This window comes from Streptomyces sp. NPDC048462, assembly GCF_043200175.1.
Lineage (GTDB): Bacteria > Actinomycetota > Actinomycetes > Streptomycetales > Streptomycetaceae > Streptomyces.
Window position 1 is genome coordinate 1 of the sequence record NZ_JBICXG010000052.1, and the last position, 21,768, is coordinate 21,768.

Annotated in this window: 20 protein-coding genes and 1 pseudogene; 12 read left to right on the forward strand and 9 right to left on the reverse strand. The window is 70.8% G+C overall.

Features of this window, described 5'->3' with window-relative positions; genetic code table 11:
• Positions 1-163: 163 nt before the first annotated feature.
• Positions 164-919 carry an ABC transporter ATP-binding protein gene (locus ACGFU6_RS38590; protein WP_393617231.1) on the forward strand — a complete coding sequence of 252 codons (756 nt, stop codon included), beginning with the start codon at positions 164-166 and terminating at the stop codon, positions 917-919.
• Complete coding sequence (locus ACGFU6_RS38595) at positions 906-1,769, forward strand: ABC transporter permease (RefSeq protein ID WP_393617233.1); 864 nt, start codon at positions 906-908, stop codon at positions 1,767-1,769. The genes ACGFU6_RS38590 and ACGFU6_RS38595 overlap by 14 nt, the downstream gene beginning before the upstream one ends.
• 3 nt (positions 1,770-1,772) lie before the next feature.
• Here ACGFU6_RS38595 and ACGFU6_RS38600 read toward each other — a convergent pair whose 3' ends face one another.
• The gene (locus tag ACGFU6_RS38600) at positions 1,773-2,213 is read right to left on the reverse strand and encodes an SseB family protein (RefSeq protein ID WP_018522179.1); all 441 of its coding nucleotides are present in this window, start codon (positions 2,211-2,213) and stop codon (positions 1,773-1,775) included.
• Positions 2,214-2,361: 148 nt separating this feature from the next.
• Here ACGFU6_RS38600 and ACGFU6_RS38605 point away from each other — a divergent pair, with 148 nt between their 5' ends.
• The 5 genes from ACGFU6_RS38605 to ACGFU6_RS38625 all read left to right on the forward strand — a co-directional run bounded on the left by ACGFU6_RS38605 (position 2,362) and on the right by ACGFU6_RS38625 (position 9,512).
• Positions 2,362-4,188 (forward strand): acyl-CoA dehydrogenase, encoded by a 1,827-nt coding sequence (locus ACGFU6_RS38605; RefSeq protein ID WP_393617235.1) that lies wholly within the window; start codon positions 2,362-2,364, stop codon positions 4,186-4,188.
• A 187-nt stretch (positions 4,189-4,375) separates the two neighbouring features.
• Complete coding sequence (locus ACGFU6_RS38610) at positions 4,376-4,870, forward strand: hypothetical protein (RefSeq protein WP_393617237.1); 495 nt, start codon at positions 4,376-4,378, stop codon at positions 4,868-4,870.
• Positions 4,871-4,955: 85 nt separating this feature from the next.
• Positions 4,956-6,254, forward strand: coding sequence for a M18 family aminopeptidase (locus tag ACGFU6_RS38615; RefSeq protein WP_393617239.1), 1,299 nt, complete (start codon positions 4,956-4,958; stop codon positions 6,252-6,254).
• A gap of 99 nt (positions 6,255-6,353) precedes the next feature.
• Positions 6,354-6,572: a DUF6458 family protein gene (locus tag ACGFU6_RS38620; RefSeq protein WP_393617240.1), complete on the forward strand. Its 219-nt coding sequence runs from the start codon at positions 6,354-6,356 to the stop codon at positions 6,570-6,572.
• Positions 6,573-6,695: 123 nt separating this feature from the next.
• On the forward strand, positions 6,696-9,512 hold the full coding sequence (locus ACGFU6_RS38625) for a BTAD domain-containing putative transcriptional regulator (RefSeq protein ID WP_393617241.1): 2,817 nt from the start codon (positions 6,696-6,698) through the stop codon (positions 9,510-9,512).
• Between the two features lie 355 nt (positions 9,513-9,867).
• On the opposite strand, the gene ACGFU6_RS38630 is transcribed toward ACGFU6_RS38625, so the two are convergent.
• The 4 genes and pseudogenes from ACGFU6_RS38630 to ACGFU6_RS38645 all read right to left on the reverse strand — a co-directional run bounded on the left by ACGFU6_RS38630 (position 9,868) and on the right by ACGFU6_RS38645 (position 13,147).
• Positions 9,868-11,676, reverse strand: a complete 1,809-nt coding sequence (locus ACGFU6_RS38630) for an NHL domain-containing thioredoxin family protein (protein ID WP_393617243.1) — start codon at positions 11,674-11,676, stop codon at positions 9,868-9,870.
• A 222-nt stretch (positions 11,677-11,898) separates the two neighbouring features.
• Complete coding sequence (locus ACGFU6_RS38635; protein ID WP_393617244.1) at positions 11,899-12,219, reverse strand: hypothetical protein; 321 nt, start codon at positions 12,217-12,219, stop codon at positions 11,899-11,901.
• A gap of 238 nt (positions 12,220-12,457) precedes the next feature.
• Positions 12,458-13,009 (reverse strand): annotated as a pseudogene (locus ACGFU6_RS38640) (RHS domain-containing protein); the annotation flags it as partial.
• Between the two features lie 15 nt (positions 13,010-13,024).
• Positions 13,025-13,147 (reverse strand): hypothetical protein, encoded by a 123-nt coding sequence (locus tag ACGFU6_RS38645; RefSeq protein WP_393617246.1) that lies wholly within the window; start codon positions 13,145-13,147, stop codon positions 13,025-13,027.
• 471 nt (positions 13,148-13,618) lie between these two features.
• On the opposite strand from ACGFU6_RS38645, the gene ACGFU6_RS38650 reads away from it, so the two are divergent.
• Positions 13,619-14,110 (forward strand): LURP-one-related/scramblase family protein, encoded by a 492-nt coding sequence (locus ACGFU6_RS38650; protein WP_393617247.1) that lies wholly within the window; start codon positions 13,619-13,621, stop codon positions 14,108-14,110.
• A gap of 70 nt (positions 14,111-14,180) precedes the next feature.
• On the opposite strand, the gene ACGFU6_RS38655 is transcribed toward ACGFU6_RS38650, so the two are convergent.
• Positions 14,181-14,981: a carbon-nitrogen family hydrolase gene (locus ACGFU6_RS38655; RefSeq protein ID WP_393617248.1), complete on the reverse strand. Its 801-nt coding sequence runs from the start codon at positions 14,979-14,981 to the stop codon at positions 14,181-14,183.
• Positions 14,982-15,159: 178 nt separating this feature from the next.
• Here ACGFU6_RS38655 and ACGFU6_RS38660 point away from each other — a divergent pair, with 178 nt between their 5' ends.
• Positions 15,160-15,984 carry a maleylpyruvate isomerase family mycothiol-dependent enzyme gene (locus tag ACGFU6_RS38660; RefSeq protein ID WP_393617250.1) on the forward strand — a complete coding sequence of 275 codons (825 nt, stop codon included), beginning with the start codon at positions 15,160-15,162 and terminating at the stop codon, positions 15,982-15,984.
• Positions 15,985-16,082: 98 nt separating this feature from the next.
• Here the strand turns inward: ACGFU6_RS38660 and ACGFU6_RS38665 are convergent, their stop codons facing one another.
• Together ACGFU6_RS38665 and ACGFU6_RS38670 are read right to left on the reverse strand one after the other, a co-directional pair.
• Positions 16,083-17,393 carry a nitrate/nitrite transporter gene (locus ACGFU6_RS38665; protein WP_393617251.1) on the reverse strand — a complete coding sequence of 437 codons (1,311 nt, stop codon included), beginning with the start codon at positions 17,391-17,393 and terminating at the stop codon, positions 16,083-16,085.
• Positions 17,390-18,064 carry a GntR family transcriptional regulator gene (locus tag ACGFU6_RS38670; RefSeq protein WP_393617253.1) on the reverse strand — a complete coding sequence of 225 codons (675 nt, stop codon included), beginning with the start codon at positions 18,062-18,064 and terminating at the stop codon, positions 17,390-17,392. Before ACGFU6_RS38670 ends, ACGFU6_RS38665 begins: the two co-directional genes overlap by 4 nt.
• Positions 18,065-18,226: 162 nt before the next feature.
• Between ACGFU6_RS38670 and ACGFU6_RS38675 the strand changes: the two genes are divergently transcribed.
• Both ACGFU6_RS38675 and ACGFU6_RS38680 read left to right on the forward strand, forming a co-directional pair.
• Positions 18,227-18,787 (forward strand): hypothetical protein, encoded by a 561-nt coding sequence (locus ACGFU6_RS38675; RefSeq protein ID WP_393617254.1) that lies wholly within the window; start codon positions 18,227-18,229, stop codon positions 18,785-18,787.
• Between the two features lie 164 nt (positions 18,788-18,951).
• The gene (locus tag ACGFU6_RS38680) at positions 18,952-19,851 is read left to right on the forward strand and encodes a D-alanyl-D-alanine carboxypeptidase family protein (protein WP_393617255.1); all 900 of its coding nucleotides are present in this window, start codon (positions 18,952-18,954) and stop codon (positions 19,849-19,851) included.
• Positions 19,852-19,952: 101 nt separating this feature from the next.
• Here the strand turns inward: ACGFU6_RS38680 and ACGFU6_RS38685 are convergent, their stop codons facing one another.
• Positions 19,953-20,921, reverse strand: coding sequence for a hypothetical protein (locus ACGFU6_RS38685; protein ID WP_393617256.1), 969 nt, complete (start codon positions 20,919-20,921; stop codon positions 19,953-19,955).
• A 307-nt stretch (positions 20,922-21,228) separates the two neighbouring features.
• Between ACGFU6_RS38685 and ACGFU6_RS38690 the strand changes: the two genes are divergently transcribed.
• Positions 21,229-21,669 carry a VOC family protein gene (locus tag ACGFU6_RS38690; RefSeq protein WP_393617258.1) on the forward strand — a complete coding sequence of 147 codons (441 nt, stop codon included), beginning with the start codon at positions 21,229-21,231 and terminating at the stop codon, positions 21,667-21,669.
• Positions 21,670-21,768: the final 99 nt, after the last annotated feature.

The following is a 21,768-nucleotide window of genomic DNA, read 5'->3' on the forward strand; positions in this document are numbered from 1 at the left end:
CCGCTCGCGCTCGACGCGTACGCCGACTCCCGCCGCACCGGTTCCTTCCTGCTGATCGACCCGGCGGACGGCACCACCCTGTCGGCCGGCATGGCAGGCGCCTCCTTCGCCGCCGCGGCCACCGACGCGCCCGAAGCCGACGACGAGGGCTGGGACTTCTGAGATGACGGCGCACACCACGGCCGTCGAGGTCCGCGGCGTCACGAAGCGGTACGGAACGGGTGCGGCCCGTCGCGTCGTGCTGGAGGATGTCGATCTGCGTCTCGCGAAGGGCGAGTTCGTGTGCCTCGTCGGTGCCTCCGGTTCGGGCAAGTCGACCCTGCTCCACCTGGTCGCCGGGCTGGATACGGCGAGCGCGGGGAGGATCTCCGTCACGGGCGGAGGTCCCGCCGTGATGTTCCAGGACCACGCCCTGTTCCCGTGGCTCACGGCGGGCGGGAACGTCGAACTGGCGCTCCGCCTCGCCGGTGCCTCCCCGGCCTCCCGCCGCGACCGGGCCCGGAGCCTCCTCACCCTGATGGGCCTCCCCGAGAGCTACGGGCAGCGGGTGCACGAGCTGTCCGGCGGCATGCGCCAGCGGGTCGCCCTGGCCCGTGCCCTGGCACAGGGCGCGGACGTCCTGCTGATGGACGAGCCGTTCGCGGCACTCGACACCGCGACCCGGGGGGCGCTGCACGGCGAGCTCGTCCGCGTCTGTGCGGAACGGGGGGCGACGGTGCTCTTCGTGACCCATGACGTCAGGGAGGCGGTGGCGCTGGGGGACCGTGTGGTGCTGATGGGGTCGGGGCCCGGCCGGGTGGTGGCCGAGTGGTCCGTCGGACGCCGGTCACCGGACGCCGACGCCCCGGACGCCGCCCGTCTCGTCGACGAGATCACGGCCCGGCTCAGCGAGGAGGCCGACCGCCGTGCACGCTGTTGACAGCGCGGCCCGCCCGGCGGACGCGCTGCCCGGCGGGGACTTCCGCCGAGTCCTCACCGGAGCACCGGTGAGGCGCGTCGTGGCCCGCACCTGGCCCGGCTGCTCCGCGGTCCTGCTGGTGGTGGGTGTCTGGCAGCTGGTTCACCTGCTCGGACTGTCGCCGGTGCTGCCCGCACCGGCCACGGTCCTGCGCGATCTGTCCGACGCCTGGTCCGCGGGGACGCTCGGCCCCGGGCTGCTGCACAGCCTGGGCCGCTGCCTCGCGGGGTTCGCGGCGTCCGCGGCGGTGGGTGTGCCCCTCGGCCTGCTGCTGCACCGGTTCGGGTTCATCCGGGGGCCTCTCGCCCCCACGCTGAGTGCCTTCCAGTCACTTCCGGCGGCGGTCCTGGTGCCCATCGCCGTGATCTGCCTCGGCACCTCGCAGGCCGCGGTCTACCTGGTGGTGCTCCTGGGCGCCGTTCCCTCGGTGGCGACCGGGGTCCTCACCGCGCTGGACCAGGTGCCACCGCTCCTGGTGCGGGCGGGCCGGGCCATGGGGGCGACGGGAGCGGCCGGGGTGCGCCACGTCCTGCTTCCGGCCGCCCTGCCCGGTGTGGTGGCCGCGCTCCGGCAGGGCTGGGCGTTCGGCTGGCGGGCCCTGATGACGGCGGAGCTCATGGCGTCCACCCCGTTGCCCGGCCTCGGCCAGGTGCTCGACGCCGGACGGCGCAGCGGCCGCCTGAGCCCGGTACTGGCCGCCGCCCTGATGATCCTGGCCGTCGGGATGGTGGTCGAGACGGGTGTCTTCGGACCGGTACAGCGCCGGGTGCTGCGCGCCCGCGGCCTGCCCGCCGCGAACGAGAGGCCCTAGCTCTCAGCCGTACATCCGGCGCATCGCGAAGTCGACCATCTGCTCCACGGCCTTGGCGTCGAAGACCATGCGGTGCTCGCCCTCCATGTCCAGGACGAAGCCGTAGCCGGTGGGCAGCAGGTCGATCACCTCGGCACCGGTGATCACGAAGTACTTGGACTCCTTGCCCGCGTAGAGCCGCAGCTCCTTGAGCGTGGTGAACATCGGGATGACCGGCTGCTGGGTGTTGTGGAGCGCGAGGAAGCCCGGGTTGTCACCGCGCGGGCAGTAGACCTTCGACGTCGCGAAGATCTGCTGGAAGTCCTCGGCGGCCAGCGAGCCGGTCGTGAAGGCCCGTACCGCGTCGCCCAGCGAGGGCGGCGAGGGTTCGGGATACAGCGGCTGCTCGCCGTAGCCGCCACCCATCGGCTGCTGTGCGCCCTGATTCTGGTCGTAGCCGTACATGAGGCAAAGAGTAATCGGACACATCTGCACCTTGAGGGGTTGCGTCTTATTACTGACGGGTAGCATCATCGTAGGGGTCAGCTGATAAGTCCGGGCCACCCCTCCACGGGGCGCTGCGCGCCACTGCTATTGATTACGGAGCCTTCCCATGGGGCACTACAAGTCGAATCTCCGCGACATCGAGTTCAACCTCTTCGAGGTCCTCGGGCGCGACAAGCTGTACGGCACCGGACCGTTCGCGGAGATGGACGTCGAGACCGCGAAGAGCATCCTCGACGAGGTCGCCCGCCTCGCGGAGAACGAGCTCGCCGACTCCTACGCCGACGCCGACCGCAACCCCCCGGTCTTCGACCCCGAGACCAACACCGCACCGGTCCCGGACACCTTCAAGAAGTCCTACCAGGCCTTCATGGACTCCGAGTACTGGCGCCTGGGCGTTCCCGAGGAGATCGGCGGCACGACCTCCCCGCGCTCCCTGATCTGGGGCTACGCGGAGCTGCTGCTCGGCGCCAACCCGGCCGTGTGGATGTACTCCTCCGGCCCGGCCTTCGCCGGCATCCTCTTCGACGAGGGCAACGACGCGCAGAAGAAGATCGCCGAGATCGCCGTCGAGAGGCAGTGGGGCTCGACGATGGTGCTGACCGAGCCGGACGCCGGCTCCGACGTCGGCGCCGGCCGCACGAAGGCCGTCGAGCAGGAGGACGGCTCCTGGCACATCGAGGGTGTGAAGCGCTTCATCACCTCGGGCGAGCACGACATGTCCGAGAACATCATCCACTACGTACTGGCCCGCCCCGAGGGCGCGGGACCGGGCACCAAGGGCCTCTCGCTCTTCATGGTCCCGAAGTTCCACTTCGACTGGACCACCGGCGAACTGGCCGAGCGCAACGGCGTGTACGCGACGAACGTCGAGCACAAGATGGGCCTCAAGGCGTCCAACACCTGCGAGATGACGTTCGGCGACCAGCACCCCGCCAAGGGCTGGCTGATCGGTGACAAGCACGACGGCATCCGCCAGATGTTCCGCATCATCGAGTTCGCCCGCATGATGGTCGGCACGAAGGCCATCGCCGCGCTCTCGACCGGTTACCTGAACGCGCTGGAGTACGCCAAGGAGCGCGTCCAGGGCACCGACCTGTCGCAGTTCATGGACAAGACGGCCCCCAAGGTCACCATCACGCACCACCCCGACGTGCGCCGCTCGCTCATGACGCAGAAGGCGTACGCCGAGGGCATGCGCTCCCTCGTGCTCTACACCGCCTCCGTCCAGGACGCGATCCAGGAGAAGGAGGCCGCGGGCGAGGACGCGAAGGCGCTGCACGGCCTCAACGACCTGCTGCTCCCGATCGTGAAGGGCTACGGCTCGGAGAAGTCGTACGAGCAGCTGGCGCAGTCGCTCCAGACGTTCGGCGGCTCCGGGTACCTCCAGGAGTACCCGATCGAGCAGTACATCCGTGACGCCAAGATCGACACGCTGTACGAGGGCACGACGGCGATCCAGGGCCAGGACTTCTTCTTCCGGAAGATCGTCCGCGACCAGGGCGCCTCGCTCAACACGCTCTCCGAGGAGATCAAGAAGTTCCTCGCGGGCGCCCAGGGCAACGAGGAGCTGTCCGGCGCGCTGGACTCGCTCGCCAAGGCCGCCGTGGACCTGGAGGCGATCGTCGGCACGATGATCACCGACCTCACCGCGACCGGCGAGGACGTGAAGAACATCTACAAGGTGGGCCTGAACACCACCCGCCTGCTGCTGGCCTCCGGCGACGTCGTCGTCGGCTACCTGCTGCTCAAGGGCGCGGCCGTGGCCGCCGAGAAGCTGCCGACCGCCTCCGCGAAGGACGTCGCCTTCTACCGGGGCAAGATCGCCGCCGCGAAGTTCTTCGCCGCGAACATCCTGCCGGGCGTCGGCGCCGAGCGCGCGCTCGCCGAGGCCGTCGACAACTCCCTGATGGAGCTGGACGAGGCCGCGTTCTAGGACTTCCGCCTCCCTCGCTTCGTCAACACGTGCCGCCACCCGGAATTCGTTCGGGTGGCGGTGCTGTCGTATGGGCTGGGTACGCTGACTGCAGGTCCGAGAATCCCGTCCATGGGAGGAACCATGACTGCCGAGGCACTGCCCGACTCGCCGCACCGCCAGCCGGACGGCTCCAGGTGGCCGGACCGTGGCCGAGCCGGACGCGCAGAAGCCGGTGGCCGAGTACCCGCCGCCGGTCTGCCAGGTGCCCGACAAGAAGAAGCGGCAGGCCACCTGCGGGGAGATCACGTTCTGGGGCGTCTCCTCGTTCGTCCGCAAGCCCGACGTGACCTCGCTGAACTTCTGGACCCTCGCCTACAAGGACGAGAAGACGGCCGATGCCGCCTATGACGCGCTGAACGCGTACTACGGCGGGGACAGGGTCGGGGTGGGCGCGAAACCGGTCGAGATAGGTGAGCCGGGGGCGGAGCGCGAGGCCAACCGGGCCGGAATGGGCACCATGGGCGGCCCCGCCACCATCACCCAGCTCCGGGTCGGCACCCTCGTGCTGGGCATCAGCACCGGGACCCAGGGCAAGGCGGCCGTACCCGACCGGGAGGTCAAGGCCCTCGCCGCCATGGTCGCGGACCGGGCCCGGCAGGCGCAGGACGGCGAGAAGCCGTCCGCAGCGGTCACCGGATGACAGTCCCGAGTCACCGGCGAGCGACGGTGAGTCACCCTGGGACGACGGTGAAATCTTCGCGTCATGCCTGGTTAGAGTGAATAACATGAGTTCTTCCCTCCGCTTCGACCGCGGGCACACCGACGACCTGATGGCCTTCCTGATGGACTGCCCCTCCCCGTACCACGCCGTGGCGACCGCCGCGTCGAGGCTGGAGAAGGCCGGCTTCCGGCAGGTCGCGGAGACGGCGGCCTGGGACGGGACCAGCGGCGGGAAGTACGTGCTGCGCGGCGGCGCGATCGTGGCCTGGTACGTGCCCGAGGGCGCCGAGGCGCACACCCCGTTCCGGATCGCGGGCGCGCACACCGACTCACCGAACCTGCGCGTGAAGCCGCTGCCCGACTCGGGTGCCCATGGCTGGCGGCAGGTCGCCGTGGAGGTCTACGGCGGCACGCTCCTGAACACCTGGCTGGACCGGGACCTCGGTCTCGCCGGCCGCATCTCGCTCCGCGACGGCACGCACCGGCTGGTCAACATCGACCGGCCGCTGCTGCGCGTCCCGCAGCTGGCCGTGCACCTGGACCGCAGCGCCAACCCCGACGGGCTCAAGCTCGACCGCCAGAAGCACATGCAGCCGATCTGGGGCCTCGGCGAGGTGGCGGAGGGCGACCTCATCCGGTTCGTCGCCGAGGAGGCGGGCGTCGACGCCGAGGACATCACCGGCTGGGACCTGATGCCGCACCCCGTCGAGGCGCCGTCCTACCTGGGCCGTGACCGCGAGCTGGTGGCCGGGCCCCGGATGGACAACCTGCTCTCGGTGCACGCGGCGACCGCGGCACTCGCGGCCGTCGCCGCACAGCCCGACGCGGAGATCCCGTACATCCCGGTGCTGGCCGCCTTCGACCACGAGGAGAACGGCTCTCAGTCCGACACCGGCGCGGACGGACCGCTGCTCGGCACGGTCCTGGAGCGCTCGGTGTTCGCCCGGGGCGGCACGTACGAGGACCGGGCCCGCGCCTTCGCCGGCACCGTCTGCCTCTCCTCCGACACCGGCCACGCGATCCACCCCAACTACGCCGAACGGCACGACCCGACGCACCACCCGGTCGTCAACGGCGGACCGATCCTCAAGACCAACGTGAACATGCGGTACGCGACCGACGGCAGCGGCCGGGCCGTGTTCGCGGCCGCGTGCGAGCAGGCGGACGTGCCGTGGCAGACGTTCGTCTCCAACAACGCGATGCCGTGCGGCACCACGATCGGCCCGATCACCGCCGCCCGGCACGGCATCCAGACCGTCGACATCGGCGTCGCCATCCTGTCGATGCACAGCGCCCGTGAGCTGTGCGGCGCCGACGACCCGCACCTGCTGGCGACCGCCCTGGCCTCGTTCCTGGCGGGCTGACCGAAACGCCAACCGTCTTCACGGACATGGTCGTTGCCGGGCCGGGTACCCGCTCCGTACACGGCCCGGAGCTTCCGGGGCGTCGAGGAGGCGGAACTCATGGGTCTCGGTGGATGCATCATTCTCATCGGTGCGGGGGCGATTCTCGCCTTCGCGACCGACTGGGAGATGGACAGCGTCAACGTCGACATGGTCGGCTGGATCATGATGATCGTCGGCATCATCGGCGTCTTCGTCTACGCGAGCGTCATGCGACGCCGCCGCATGGTCGTACCCCCCACCACCACGGTGGTCTCCGAGGACGAACGCCACCTGTGACCCGGCCGGGTGCGCCCCGCCGGGCGGGCGCACCCCCTCCCCGCACAGGGGCGGGGCCGGATATTCTGGGCCCCTGTCCGTGACCCGGCACCGGGCGCGTCACACCCGGAAGGGGAGCCGCTCGTGGAGTTCCGGCTGCTCGGCACGGTCTGCGTCGACACGCTGACCGGGCCGCTGCCACTCGGCCCCGCCAAACGCCGCAGCCTGCTCGCCGCCCTGCTGCTGTGCGCCAACACCCCCGTCTCCGTGAGCCGGCTGACGGGCTGCCTGTGGGACGACGCCCCGCCGCTGCACGCCCGCACGGTCATCCAGGGGCACGTGTCCCGGCTGCGCGCCCTGCTGACGGGTGCCGACGCCGAGGCGTACGGGGTCGAGCTGACCACGCTCGGCGACGCGTACGTGCTGCGGGTGCCGGAGACCCTGCTGGACTCCCAGCGCTTCGAGGAACTGCTGATGCTGGCCCGGGAGCAGCGCAGCCCGGCCGACAGCGTGCTGATGCTGAAGGAGGCCCTGTCGCTGTGGGAGGGCCCTGCCCTCACCGGTACGTACCCCAGCGCACCGCTCCAGGCCGCCGCGCAGGCGCTGGAGGAATCCCGGCTGACAACGGTCGAGCAACTGGCGCGCGCCTACGCCGTGCTGGGCGAACACCACCGGGCGGCGGCGGTGCTGCGGACCGAGGCGGCGGCCCATCCGATGCGGGAATCGCTGGCGGCGGCCCTGGTGTCGGCGCTGCACGGTTCGGGCCACCAGTCGGAGGCGCTGGACTGGTTCCACCGCACGCGGCGGCTGCTCGCGGACGAGCTGGGCATCGCCCCCGGCCGCGAACTGGCGGACGCCTACGCCCGGATCCTGCGCGGCGACCCGCAGCCCGAGCCGGACCGGACCGGCCACCGTCCGGGCCCCGACTCCGCGACGGCCAGGGCCGCGGGCACGGGTACGGCACCGGGCGGCGGTCCTACGGGCGGCGGGCCGGTCGTGGGGCCGGGCATCGGTGCGCCGGGCGGCCCCCGGGGCGGCGAGCCGCATGCCACCGATCTGCTGCCCCGCGCCCCCCGCGGCTTCCACGGCCGGGCGGCCGAGCTGGCCGCGCTCTCCCGGGCGGCGGCCGGTGAGGCGCCCATCTGCCTGGTCACCGGACCGGCCGGGGTGGGCAAGACCGCGCTGGCCCTGCACTGGGCGCGCCGTGCCCCGGCCGCGTTCCCGGACGGGCGGCTCTTCGCCGATCTGCGCGGGTTCGGCGACACGGGGGAGCCGACACCGCTGGAGGTGCTGCGCGAGTTCCTGCTGGCGCTCGGTGTCGCGCCCCGCCGGGTCCCGGAGTCCGTCCAGGCCGCCGCCGCGCTCTTCCGCTCGCTGACCGACCGGCGCAGCCTGCTCGTCGTCCTGGACAACGCCCGGGACTCGGCGCAGGTCAGGCCGCTGCTGCCGGGCGGCGCCGACTGCGTCACGCTGGTCACCAGCAGGCACCGCCTGGACGGCCTCATCGCCTCGGACGCCGCCCGCCCGGTGCCGCTGGACGTGCTCGAACCCCCGGACGGCACCGCGCTGCTCGCGGGGGTGCTGGGCGAGGAGCGGGTGCTCGCGGAACCGGTGGCGGCCCGTCGGCTGGCCGAGCTGTGCGGCGGACTGCCGCTCGCGCTGCGGGTCACGGCCGCCCGGCTGGCGGGCCGCCCGCACCGGACGCTTGCCGGGACCGCCGACGAACTGGCCGACGAGCGCAGCCGGCTGGCCTATCTCGACGTGGAGGACACCGGGGTCTCCGCGGCGCTGCGGCTGACCGTGCAGCAGTTGCCGCCGGACGCCGTCCACCACTTCGCCCGGCTCGGCCACCATCCCGGCAGCCACTTCGACCCGTACACCGCCGCCGCGCTGGCCGGCAGCGACCCGGTCGTCGCCGCTGCGGCGCTGGAGCGGCTCGCCGCCGCCCATCTCGTCGGCGAGACGAGCCCGGGGCGCTGGGTGCTGCACGATCTGGTGCGCCTCTACGCCCGGGGGCTCGATCCCGAGTCCGGGCCCGACGCCCTGCTCGGCGTGCTCGACCACTGCATCGCGACCGCGCTGGCCGCCGCCGACACGGCCGAACCGGGCGGTGAGCCCTGCTTCGTCCTGCCGGCGGACTTCCGCAAGCCGGCCGCCGTGCGGGACTTCACCGACCGGGCCGAGGCGATGAGCTGGCTGGCCACCGAGCGCGAGGACCTGTCCCTGGCGGCCGCCGCCGCCCGCGGTGCCGGTCTCGACGACCGCGCCTGGCGGATCATCCTGCTCCAGTGGCCGCACGTGGTGTGGCGGGCCCGGGACGGCTGGGCCCCGGCCCTGGGGCTGGCGCTGGACGCGGCGGTCGCGCAACGCGATCCGTACGCCGAGTCGCGGGTGCGCAACCTGCTGGGCTGGGTGCTGTCGGAAGAGGGCAGGACCGCCGAGGCCGGTGCGCTGCTGGAGCCCTCACCGGGGCTGGCGCGGCGGGCCGGGGACCGGCTGGGCGAGGCGACGGCGTTGATCAACCTGGCGGTCGTCCAGGCCGAACAGGGCGGTCTGGACGTGGCGCTGGAGGGCTGCGAGCAGGCCGTCGCGCTGGCCAGGCAGGAGTGCGACGCGCACACCGAGATGCTCGCCCTGCAGCACCTGGCCCGGCTGCGGCTCGTGGCCGGCCGGCCGCAGGACGCCCTGGACTGCGCCCGGACCGCGTTCGACCTGGGCCCCGAGCACGAGGAGGCCGCGCGCCGCGTACTCCTGCTGAGCGTCAGCGGCGAGGCGCACCTGGCCCTCGGCGCGGAGGACGAGGGCATCCGGCTGCTGGGCCTGGCGGCGGCCGAGGCGGAGCGCGCGGGGTACGACGAGGGTGCGGTGCGGGCGCTGGAGGCGCTGCTGCGGGTGGCCTCGGGGGCGGAGTACGTACGGCGGTACGAACAGGCGGTACGGCGGCTCAGCGACGACGGATGAGCCCGGCGGGAGGCAGGGCGCCGACCGCGTCAGCGGGACGTTAGCGGCACGTCAGCGGTACGTGAGCGGTGCCCGGAAGACTCATGGCTGTCAGCGCGCCGGGCGCGACTCACCACCGCGCCGGGCTCTCGCCTCACCGTCGCACGGGGGAACCACCCATGTCCGCCTTCCGGACCCGCGTCCCGGACCTGGCCGCCACGGCCACCGTCGTACTCGCCCTGGCGCTCACCACCTGCGGCGGCGTTGACAACGGCACCGGCACCAGGTCCGAGGGCCCGGCGGACACCTCGTGGCCGGCCTCCGCCGCCAAGGACGCCACCGGGGCCAGGACCGCCCCCGACCCCCGGTACGGCTGTCAGCCCTGCTCGTCCATCCCCGCGAGCACGAGCGGCAGCCGGGGCGTCCCCTCCGCGACCACGCGGACGGGGACGCCCCAGTCCTGCTGGTGGACATGGCAGGCCGGGTACTCGTTGGCGGGGTCGTCGTCGCAGGACGCGGCCATCGCGGAGACGTGCAGGACGCCTTCGGTGATCCCGTCCGCGAGGACCAGGTCACGGAACAGGTCGGTGCCCGCGCCGTCGCCCCCGGCCAGCAGCTCCGGCGGGGTCGAGGAGACCAGCAGCCGGGTCGAGGGCCCGTAGCGGGTGTCCAGCTTCTGACCGGCGGGCGCCTGGAAGACGACGTCGAGCCGCAGGGTGCCCGGGGCGATCTCGGTGGCGGCACGCTGGGTGCGGTGCGCGGAGTCGGTGACGCGTACCGCCTCCTCGGGCAGCCGCAGCCGGGTCAGCCGGTGCCGGGCGGACTCGACGACCACGAGATCGCCGTCCACCAGCACGGCGTCGCTGGGCTCGCGCAGATCCGTGGCGAGCGTGCTGACCTCACCGCTCGCCGGGTCGTAGCGGCGCAGGGCGTGGTTGTACGTGTCGCAGACGGCGACCGATCCGTCGGGCAGCGCGGTGACGCCCAGCGGGTGCTGGAACAGCGCCTGGTCAGCGGCCCCGTCGCGGTGGCCGAAGTCGAAGAGCCCGGTGCCGACGGCGGTGTGCACGGCGCCCTCCAGGTCGACGTAGCGCAGTGAGGACGTCTCCGAGTCCGCGACCCAGAGCCGCTCTGCGGTGGCGGCGAGCCCGGACGGCTGGGCGAACCAGGCCTCCGCTCCCGGACCGTCGACCAGCCCCTCGTTCGTCGTCCCGGCCGCGACCCGCACGGTGCCGTCCTCGGCGTCGTACGTCCACAGCTGGTGCACGCCCGCCATGGCGATCCAGAGCCTGCCGTCGAACCAGGCGACGTCCCACGGCGAGGAGAGGTCCACCTCGCGGCCGGCGCCGCTGGTGGGCGCCCCCTGCCACCACTGGCGGCCGGTGCCGACGAGGGTGGTCGTCGCTCCGGTCACGAGGTCGAGCGCGCGGATCGCGTGGTTCACGGTGTCCGCGACGGCGATCCGCCCGTCGGGCAGCACCGCCAGCCCCTGCGGCTCGCTGAACCGGACCTCCTTGGGCCCGCCGTCGGTGAAGCCCCGGTCGCCGGTACCGAAGTGGCGCCGGACGGTCTCGCCGTCCGCCTCCAGCTCGACCAGCCGGTGGCGGGTGGTGTCGGAGACCAGGAAGCCACCGTCGTCCAGCAGCAGCGCCTTGCCGGGGAACCGCAGATGGGTCGCCACCGGCTCGGGCGCCACGTACGGGCCGTCGCCGCGCCGCAGGGTGCCCTTCGCGGCGTGCTCGGCCTCCAGCTCCTCGACCAGCTTCTCGATGGCGTGGGCGTGGCCCTCGCCCGCGTGCTGGGCGACGACATAGCCCTCGGGGTCGATGACGACGAGCGTCGGCCAGGCGCGTACGGCGTACTGCTTCCAGGTCGCCAGCTCGGGGTCGTCGAGCACCGGGTGGTGCACCTCGTACCGCTCGACGGCGTCGACCACGGCCTGGTGCTCCGCCTCGTGGACGAACTTCGGCGAGTGCACGCCGATGATCACCACGGTGTCGCGGTGCTTCTCCTCCAGCTCGCGCAGCTCGTCGAGGACATGCAGGCAGTTCACACAGCAGAACGTCCAGAAATCCAGCACCAGTGTGCGACCTCGGAAGTCCGCGAGGGACAGCTCCTTGCCGCCGGTGTTGATCCAGGACCGTCCTTGCAGCTCAGGGGCGCGGACGCGGGCTCGCTTGCTCATGCGTCCAAGGGTGCCACTACCGGCGCTCTTCCCTGCGCGCGCCCGGCCCCGCCCCCTGCTGCGGCGCGGGGACCCCACCCGTAGGGACTCGGAGACGGGAATACGCCGACGGTCCTCGAAGGCCCGCTTCCGGGCCCCCTCCTCATCCCATGACTGCCGCTTTCTCACCCGACTCGGAGAGCAGCAGCGCCGATCAAGAACCCCCTCGAACTCGCCACCCGATCAGGGTGGAAGAGGCTCCTCCCCATCCGGTCTCGAATCATTCCAGAACGGTTCACCCACTCGAACTCTGATTTGCCTCTTTCGTTCGTCGTGGAACGCCACTTCGGCAGAGACTCTTGCTCCGACCCCAGGCAGGTCGAGCACCGGCGGATTGGGGTTGTACGAGGCAATGTCCAGGAATCCGATCACTTCGGGAGCGCCGTCGAGCTCGATGAACACACCGAACGGGCGGCGGATACGGACCACTCCGCGAGTCTTACTGCCGACCGGATGCTGGAGCTTTGCATTTTCCCATTCGTCTTCCATAACCGCTTGTGCCATTTTCTGTATTACTGATTCAGATCCTCCACAACGGTGTTCGGGATCTCAATCTCGGCCAAAGGCCCGCCTTCATAGGGGCGCTCATATTGCCCGAAGCGAAGATTGCACTCCTCCAGAGGAATCTTGACCTCCATAACACCTTCACCATAATGCCGGGCATATATGTCTGCGAGTTGACGCTCCTTAGCGAAATACGCCTTCCATCCATATAGGGGCCATGAGGTCCACCCGGAAAATCTTCGGCTCGGTACCCCAAGGCTTCGTTGTAGTGAAGGCCGGTTTCGGGGTCGTAGTACTGGCCGGGGAAGCGGAGGGGGGTGTAGGTGCCGCTGTTGCGGGACCAGGCGGTGGTGCCCCAGAGGGTGGAGCGGGAGCGCCAGGCGATGTCGCCGGACTCGTCGATGAGTTCGGTGGGGGTGCCGATGAGGTTGGTGGCGATGGCGAAGAATCGGCGGTCGATCTCGGTCTGGCGGTCGTCGTCGGTGAGGATGCGTTCGGTCTGGGCGAGGGGGGCCCGGCCGCGGCGGTCCCAGGTGAGGGTGACCGCGTTCGGGGCGTCCGGGTGGTGGGTGGTCTGCCCACACAGCGTCGAGCCGTCCCAGGTGAACCTGGTCTCCTCGGCGACCTCTCCGCCGGCCGTGAGGCGTTGTTTCGCGGTGCGCCGGCCGAGGGGGTCGTAGCGGTAGCGCCAGCGGGTTCCGTCGGGGGTGGTGACGGAGGTGAGGCGGCTCTCCGTGTTCCAGGTGTAGTGCCAGGTGTCTGCCTTGCGGGAGAGGTGTCGGACTGCCCGGCCGCCGTAGCTCGGTCAGCACGGTGCGGCGCCGGCGTCCTTCCAGGTCTGACCCATGTCCTGGCCGGCGTTCAGGCCCTTGGTGAACTTGGTGGCCGACTCCTTGTCCAGACGCAGATCCGCCCCGTCACCACGCACCGGCGCGCCTCCGTATCCGCTTCACCGGTATCGACGGCGACCGCGTCCGGAACGATCCCGGCGACCGGCGGAAAGAACATCACCCCGTCCTCGATCCACCGCACCCCACCCACCAACGCCCGCGGGTCACCAACACCCCTTCTGCGCTCGGCAATCCGCTGGGCCGACACCGCCCCTGCCTGACCCATGTCTTTCCCCCCGTCATAGGTGACTGAAGGCACCGTAGAACGCGAGGTCCTACAGAGTCGGCACCGTATCTGGAGTTCCACAATCGTTCAGGACGTCCAGAAATCCAAGACCACAATGCGTCCTCGAAGGTCAGCGAGGGCATACTGCTGGTCGCCCGTATTGAGCCAGCCGCCCTTGCAGATCAGTTCCGGGGCCCTGACGCGCACACGTGTTGCCATGTGAACAGCCAACATCACCGTGGCGTCCACGCATTCCACAGGTACCTCGGGGAACCTGTGAGCCATGAGACTTCTCGTACGTGAGCGCCTGTTCGGCATCGGTGACGACTACTGGATCGAGGACGCGGACGGCCACAAGGTCTTCCTCGTCGACGGCAAGGCCATGCGGGTGCGCGACACCTTCGAGCTGAAGGACGCGCAGGGCCGGATCGTCGTCGAGATCAAGCAGAAGCTGATCAGCCTGCGCGACACGATGCTCATCGAGCGGGACGGCGAGCAGCTGGCCAAGGTCAAGCGGAAGCGGCTGTCGCTGCTGCGCAACCACTACCGGGTGACGCTGGTGGACGGCACCGAGCTCGACGTCAGCGGCAAGATCCTGGACCGCGAGTTCGCGGTGGACTACGACGGTGAGCTGCTGGCCCAGATCTCGCGCCGCTGGCTGACCGTCCGGGACACCTACGGGATCGACGTCGTACGGGAGGACGCCGACACGGCTCTGCTGATCGCGGTGGCGGTGTGCGTCATCGTGCTCGCGGAGAAGGAGCACGAGGACTGAGCCGCAAAGCCCTTTTCGGGCCGGTGCCTGTTTCACGTGAAACAGGCACCGGCCCGAAAAGGGTCCCCGGCTATCCGAGCACTGTCGGCGGCGCGAGTCCCAGCCGGCGGTCCTTGAGGGCCGGGAACTGGTCCCGGGTGGCGGCGACCCGGGACGGGTCGAACTCCACGCTGAGCACCTCCTCGTCCGCGCCGGCCTCCGCGAGCACCTCGCCCCAGGGGTCGACGACGATGCTGTGCCCGGCCTGCGGGACCCCGGCGTGGGTACCGGCGCAGCCGACGGCCAGCACGTAGGCCTGGTTCTCGACGGCCCGCGCCTGGGCGAGCAGCGTCCAGTGGGAACGGCGGCGCTCGGGCCAGCCCGCCGCGACGACCAGGGTCTCGGCGCCCGCGTCGACCAGCCCCCGGAACATCTCCGGGAAGCGCAGGTCGTAGCAGGTGGCGAGGCCGATCGTGGTCTGCGGCAGGGCGAGCGTGACCAGCTCGTCGCCGGCGCCCATCATGACCGCCTCGCCCTTGTCGAAGCCGAAGCGGTGGATCTTGCGGTACACGGCTGCCCGCTCGCCCTCGGGGCTGAAGACGAGCGTGGTGTTGTAGAGGGTGCCGTCGTCGGCCCGCTCGACGAAGGAGCCGGCGTACAGCCAGACCCCGGCGTCGGCGGCGGCCCCGGACATCGCCTCGTGGGTGGGGCCGAGCAGTGGTTCGGCCTCGCTCTCGAACTCCGTGTAGGCGAAGGCTCCGACCGGCCAGAGCTCGGGCAGGACCACCAGATCCGCGCCGCGCTGGGCCGCGATCAGCGAAGCCGCCCGCGCTCTGCGCGCGTCGACGGATTCGTCCGGGTCTACTGCGATCTGGATGAGAGAGGCGCGCACACTACCACCGTCCTGGCATATGAGCCGTCAACACGGGCCTACGATCGTCACACGAAAGCACTGCCGGGGTGCCTGCTCGCAGCGTAACTTGGACCGACCGAACCTCATCGCAGCCCGCAGCCCGCCGTCCGCGCCCAGTTCTCCAGCCCATGCACCGCAGAACCGCCCGAGGGGTCCCGTGACCGTCCATCCCAGCCTCCAGACCTACGCCGATGCCTGGACCCACTCCATCGAGTCGATAGCCGAGCTGGTGAGCCCGCTCGCCGAGGGGGAGTGGAACGGCCGTACTCCATGTCCCAACTGGTCGGTGCGCGACATCGTGTCGCACATCATCGGCATGGAGTGCGAGCAGCTCGGCGACCCGCGCCCCATCCACACCCTGCCGCGCGATCTCTACCATGTGCAGAGCGACTTCGCCCGCTACATGGAGATGCAGGTCGATGTGCGGCGTCACCACACCGCACCGGAGATGACCTCCGAGCTGGAGTACACGATCATCCGCCGGTCCCGTCAGCTGCGCAACGAGACCCGTGACCCGGAGACCATGACGCGGGCGCCGCTCGGCGCCGAGCAGACCCTCGAACTGGCGCTGCGGATGCGCGCCTTCGACGTCTGGGTGCATGAGCAGGATCTGCGGACGACGCTGGGGAAGCCCGGCAACCTGGACTCCCCCGGTGCCGCGATCGTCCGGGACACGCTGCTGGCCGCGCTGCCGAAGGTGGTCGCGAAGGACGCGGGCGCACCGCCCAACTCGGCCGTGGTGCTGGATGTGCACGGCCCGGTGGAGTTCCTGCGGACCGTCCGGGTCGACGCGGAGGGGCGCGGTTCGGTGGACGGTGCGCCGTCGCTGGGTCCGGCGGTGACGCTGGCGATGGACTGGGAGACGTACGTACGGCTGGCCTGTGGCCGGGTGCGGGCGAGCGCGGTCGCGGACGGCATCAAGACCGAGGGCGACCAGGAGCTGGCCACCGCCATCCTGCGGAACTTCGCCGTCACCCCGTAGTCAGGACGCCCGGTACTCACGGCAATCGGCGCGCCCATCCCCACGAGGGGACGGGCGCGCCGCCGTTTGCCCAGGCACGCAGGCCCGCAGGCACGGGCTCACGCGGGTACGTGCACGGCCTCCACCCGGCTGATCACATGGTGCTCGCGCTCCCGGTGCGCCGCCCTGGCCCGCAGCCGCAGGATCTGCGTGACCCCGAGCGCCTCCAGGACGAAGACCGAGGCGAAGGCGACGCGGTAGTTGTCGCCGGTCGCGTCCAGCAGCACACCCACGGCGAACAGCGTGGTCATCGAGGCCACGAAGCCGCCCATGTTGACGATGCCCGAAGCGGTGCCCTGGCGCTCCGGCGGGTTGGCCGGCCGGGCGAAGTCGAAGCCGATCATCGAGGCGGGCCCGCAGGCGCCGAGCACCACGCACAGCGTGACGAGCAGCCACATCGGAGCGTGGTCCCCGGGGTGCAGGATCGCCGAGGCCCACAGCAGAGCCGTCATCGCGACGGTCCCCAGCGCGAGCGGGATGCGGGCCGCGTGGTGACGGGCGATCACCTGCCCGTAGACGAGCCCGACGGCCATGTTGGAGAGCACCACCAGGGTCAGCAGCTCCCCCGCGGTCCCCCGGCTCAGCCCCTGCGCCTCGACCAGGAACGGCATGCCCCACAGCAGCAGGAACACCATGGCCGGGAACTGCGTGGTGAAGTGCACCCACATTCCGAGCCGGGTGCCGGGTTCCCGCCAGGCGGCGGCGATCTGCCGCCGCACGTACGCCGCTCCGGCGTGCTCGGCGGGCGGCGGCTCGTGGCCCTCGGGGTGGTCCTTCAGGAAGAGCAGCAGCAGGACCAGCACCACGACCCCGGCCAGCGAACTGCCGACGAAGGTGGTGGTCCAGCCCAGGCCGTGCAGGGAACGGGCGATCACCAGCGTCGAGACGAGGTTGCCCGCCATCCCGAACAGCGCGGCGACCTGCCCGATCATCGGGCCGCGCCGGGCCGGGAACCAGCGCGTACCCAGTCGCAGCACGCTGATGAACGTCATCGCGTCGCCGCAGCCCAGCAGGGCTCGGGAGGCCAGCGCGGCACCGTACGAGGGGGAGAGCGCGAAGCCGAGCTGCCCAAGGGTGAACAGGACGGCGCCGATGGCGAGCACCTTCTTGGTGCCCAGCCGGTCCACCATCAGGCCCACGGGTATCTGCATGCCCGCGTAGACGAGCAGTTGGAGGATGGAGAAGGTGGAGAGCGCCGAGGCGTTGACGTCGAACCGGTCGGCGGCGTCGAGCCCGGCGACGCCCAGGCTGGTGCGGAAGATGATGGCGACGAAGTAGACGGCGACCCCGATGCCCCAGATCCTGGCGGCACGCCGGCCGCCGGGCGGATCACCGGGCAGGGACAGGGTGGGCGAGGCGGCGGAGCTCACCGGTCCTCCCCCCTGACCAGCACCTTGACCCGGCTCACGTGACGGCGCACGACCTGTGCCGCACCGTCCGCGTCACCGGCCCTGATCGCCTCCAGCAGCTCACCGTGCTCGGTGATGTTGGCGGCGATCCTGCCGGGGTGGGCCTCCATGACGGCGACGCCCATCCGCAGCTGCCGGTCGCGGAGCTGGTCGTAGAGGCGGGACAGGATCTCGTTGCCCGCGTGGCGGACGATCTCGGCGTGGAAGCAGCGGTCCTTCACGGAGACGGCCGCCAGGTCACCCGCCTCCGACATCTGCCGCTGCTCCTCCAGGAGCTGCTCCAGCCGGGCGATCAGCTTCGCCGAGGCGGGCACGGCCCGGCGCACGGCGAACTCCTCGACGAGCAGCCGGGTCTCCACCACGTCCGCGATCTCCTGCGCGGAGACGGCGAGCACGAGGGCGCCCTTCTTCGGGTAGAGCTTGATCAGCCCCTCGACCTCCAGCCGCAGCAGCGCCTCGCGCACGGGCGTGCGGGACACCCCCACGGCCTCCGCGAGGTCGCCCTCGGTCAGCAGCGTCCCGCCCTCGTAACGGCGGTCCAGGACGGCGTCCTTGATGTGGGTGTAGACGCGCTCGGCGGCGGGTGGCTGCTTCACGGGCGGGCGGACGGGCGAAGAGGCTGGGGCAGGCATGCGCACAGCATAGATACAACATGCATGCGGTGGGTCACGCGTCCGGATCCTGGACCGCGAGAGCCCACCCGCCCCACACCGCCTGCACTTCCCCGCCCATCCCGGGTACACGAAGGGCCCGGGGCGCCGACGGCGCACCCCACCGACCCCAGGAGACAGGCGATGACGGAGACCCGCAACGAGGAGCCGGAGCGGCGCGACCGCACGATGGCCGTGGCCGCGCTCTACCTCCTTGCGCTCGGCACGGCAGGGGGCGCGATCGGGGTGGGTGTGAGTTCGGACCTGGTGGATCATCCCGTGCCGCTCGTGGCCGCACTGCTGGTGATCGTCGGCGCTGTGGTGGCCCTGGTGGTGCGGATCAACCGGTCGGCGGCGCGGAAGGTGGGCGTTCCGGCGAAGCGGCTTCGTCCGCTCGCCCGACGCATTCAGCGCGCGGACATCCCGTCCGACCCGCAGGAGCGGGCGGCGATGGGCCGCTTAATCACCCGGCAGCGACAGAGCACGGAAAGACTGGCGCGCTACCGCTGGTTCTACCGGGCCGCTGCCACGCTGTTCATCATGAGCGCGGTGTTCCAGTTCCTGGACGGGTCACCCCTGAGCGCCCTGGTCGCACTGGCCGCCGCAGCGCTTCAGCTGGCGCAGCCGCACACCACGCGCCGCTCGTTGAGACGACTGGACCGGGCATCGGAAGCACTCGCGCGCCGGGAGCAGGCCGCATCGTGACACCGGAGGCCGGAGAACCGCCCGCGGCGGTCACATACGCCTCAGACAACCCCGGACACGGAACTTCACCCTCAACTCACTACAACCATGTATCCCTCCCATACGTCTCACAACGCGCGGCACCCTCATGTGGCCGCATTCCAGGGGCATTTGGAGCGTTCAACTTGAAACTCGGCATTAAGGGCATAAGGCGCGTATCCGTATCCGCCGCAGTGGCCCTCACCGCAGGTGCCGTCGTCGCGGGAGGCGCGTTCGCCTCCCAGGCCCAGGCCGCAGCGCCGAAGCCGCCGACGATCGTCGCCAAGGGCGGCTTCGTGATGAACAACGGCACCGGGAAGACCCTCTTCTCCAAGGCCGCGGACACCCGCCGTTCCACCGGCTCGACCACGAAGATCATGACCGCCAGGGTAGTGCTGGCCCAGAAGGGCCTCAACCTGGATTCCAAGGTCACGATCCAGAAGGCGTACAGCGACTACATCGTCTCCAAGGGCGCGTCCTCGGCACGCCTCATCGTGGGCGACAAGGTCACGGTCCGCCAGCTCATGTACGGACTGATGCTGCCGTCCGGCTGCGACGCCGCGTACGCCTTGGCCGACAAGTTCGGCTCGGGCTCCACGCGCGCCGCCCGGGTGAAGTCGTTCATCGGCAAGATGAACAGCACGGCGAAGACGCTCGGGCTGAAGAACACCCACTTCGACTCGTTCGACGGCATAGGGAACGGGTCCAACTACTCGACCCCGCGCGATCTGACGAAGCTCGCGAGCAGCGCGATGAAGTACTCCACCTTCCGCAGCGTCGTCAAGACCAAGTCGACCAAGCAGAAGGTCACGACCAAGAGCGGTGGCTACCGCTACATGTCGTGGACCAACACCAACAAGCTGCTGGGTACGTACAGCGGCGCGATCGGTGTGAAGACGGGCTCCGGCCCGTCGGCCAAGTACTGCCTGGTCTTCGCCGCCACCCGCAAGGGCAAGACCGTCATCGGCACGGTCCTGACGGCCACGTCCGAGTCCACCAGGACCTCGGACGCGAAGAAGCTGATGGACTACGGCTTCAAGAAGTAGCCGGCGCCACCGGCTATGAGAAGTGCCCCAGGCTGGGGCCCGCCCGGCCCGAGCCGGGCAGGACCAGCCTGGGGTCCGCCCAGGGCCCGCCGTGCTCGCGGTCAGGACAGGGTGAACGTTCCGGTGCCGGTCGGGGTCTTGCTGTCGCCGAGCATGTGCTTGACCGTCAGCTTGTAGACGGCGCCTTCCTCGCTCGGCTTGTCGATCGTGAACACGGCCAGCCCGCCGTGCTGCACCTCGCCCTTGTCGACGTTGACCGTCGGAGCGTCGCCGTAGGTGTCGTTCGTACCGTAGGCCTCGATGCTGTTGCCGTTCGGCTCGGTCAGGGTGAAGTCGTCGTAGCCGGTGATGACCGGGTAGTCGAGCGCCTTCGCGCCGGACAGTGCCGTCGCGTCGAAGGTCAGCAGCAACTCCTGCTTCCCGCTCTCGGCCTGGCTGTACGTCTTCGGCAGGTCGGCGCGCAGCTGGGCATCGGTGATCTGGATCTTGAGCGGTCCGGCCGTCACCGACGTCGTGACATCAACCGAACGGGGCTCGTTGGTCACCGCCGTTCCGGAACCGCCCAGGGGGAGCACGCTCTGCACGTGGCCCGCGTCGCCGACCGTCAGCACGGCGTTGTCCGCCGAGAAGTCCTCATCGACATCGAAGACGAGCTTCGTCACGCTCTGGGCCTTCCCCGGCACGGTCGGCAGGTCGACGCCGGTGGAGACCGGGTAGTGGTGGTCGCCCGAGCCCAGGTCCATCTCGCCCAGTGCCGGCATCGGCTGCGGCCCCTGGTTGGCGAACAGCATGTCCAACGACACCTGAGCCGAAGCGGGTTCCTTGGCCGGGGTGTACTTCATCGTCTTGACCGTGAGCTCGAAGCCCGCGTAGTAGACCGACTTGCCGATCGTGCGGCTCGTCGCGTCCTTGCTCGCCGGGGACGCGCTTGTCCCGCCGGCGGAATCACTCGTTGCGGAAGCGGGCTTCGTGTCACCGGACCCGCTGTCCTCGCCCCCGCCGCCGCATCCCGTGAGCACGAGTACCCCCGCCACCGACGCACAAGTGAGCAGCCCTCTTCGACGGTGCATTCCATTCCCCCCTAAAAATGACGCCATCGGCGCCATCCCAGCCAATGCGACAATCAGACACAAGCTCGATGCGGGGCGAGTCTAGCGGCGGCGCCCACCGCTAGCGAGACCCCGTGCGACCGCTCGCCGCTGGGCGGGTTGCCGAGCCCTATGCGCGTTGCTCTCAGCTGCAGTTGAGGTGCGTACGAGCCGTGCCGTGCCGCGTCGCTGCTCGGGCCCCGTGTCCGCCAGCGTCGCAGCAGTCCTCCGGGCCCGGCACCGCGTCCGGACCGGCCCGTTGTCAGAGGCGCGCAGTACGGTCCCAGCCATGGCAGCCAAAATCGATCTGACGCTGGACGCCGCGGACGCGCAGGTGCTCGCGGCCTTCTGGAGGACGGCTCTCGGCTACGTCGACGAGCCGCCGCCCGCCCCCTTCGAGACGCGGGAGCAGTGGCACGCCTCCTTCGACCTGCCGGACGACGACTCCGTGGACGACGGCGCGTGGCTCTGCGACCCCGACGGCAACGGCCCCCGCCTGGCCATCCTCAAGGTCCCCGAGCCCAAGACGGCGAAGAACCGCCTCCACATGGACGTCCGCGTGCCGGGGCACGGCACGACGCCCGAAGAGCGCTGGGCCCGGATCAAGGCGGAGTCCGAACGCCTGGTGCGGGCGGGCGGCACCGTCGTGGAGGTGTTCGACGGCCACCACGTCATGATGGCGGACCCGGAGGGCAACGAGTTCTGCGTGGCGGCGGCCGCCGCTGCCTGACAGTCCCTAGGGGCAATGCCGTTCGGTTAGGGGTTCGATCGGCAGTGCAACTTTCGGCGTTTCGGCTGGTGATATGGGTGCAGCCCTTGTAGTGGTTCT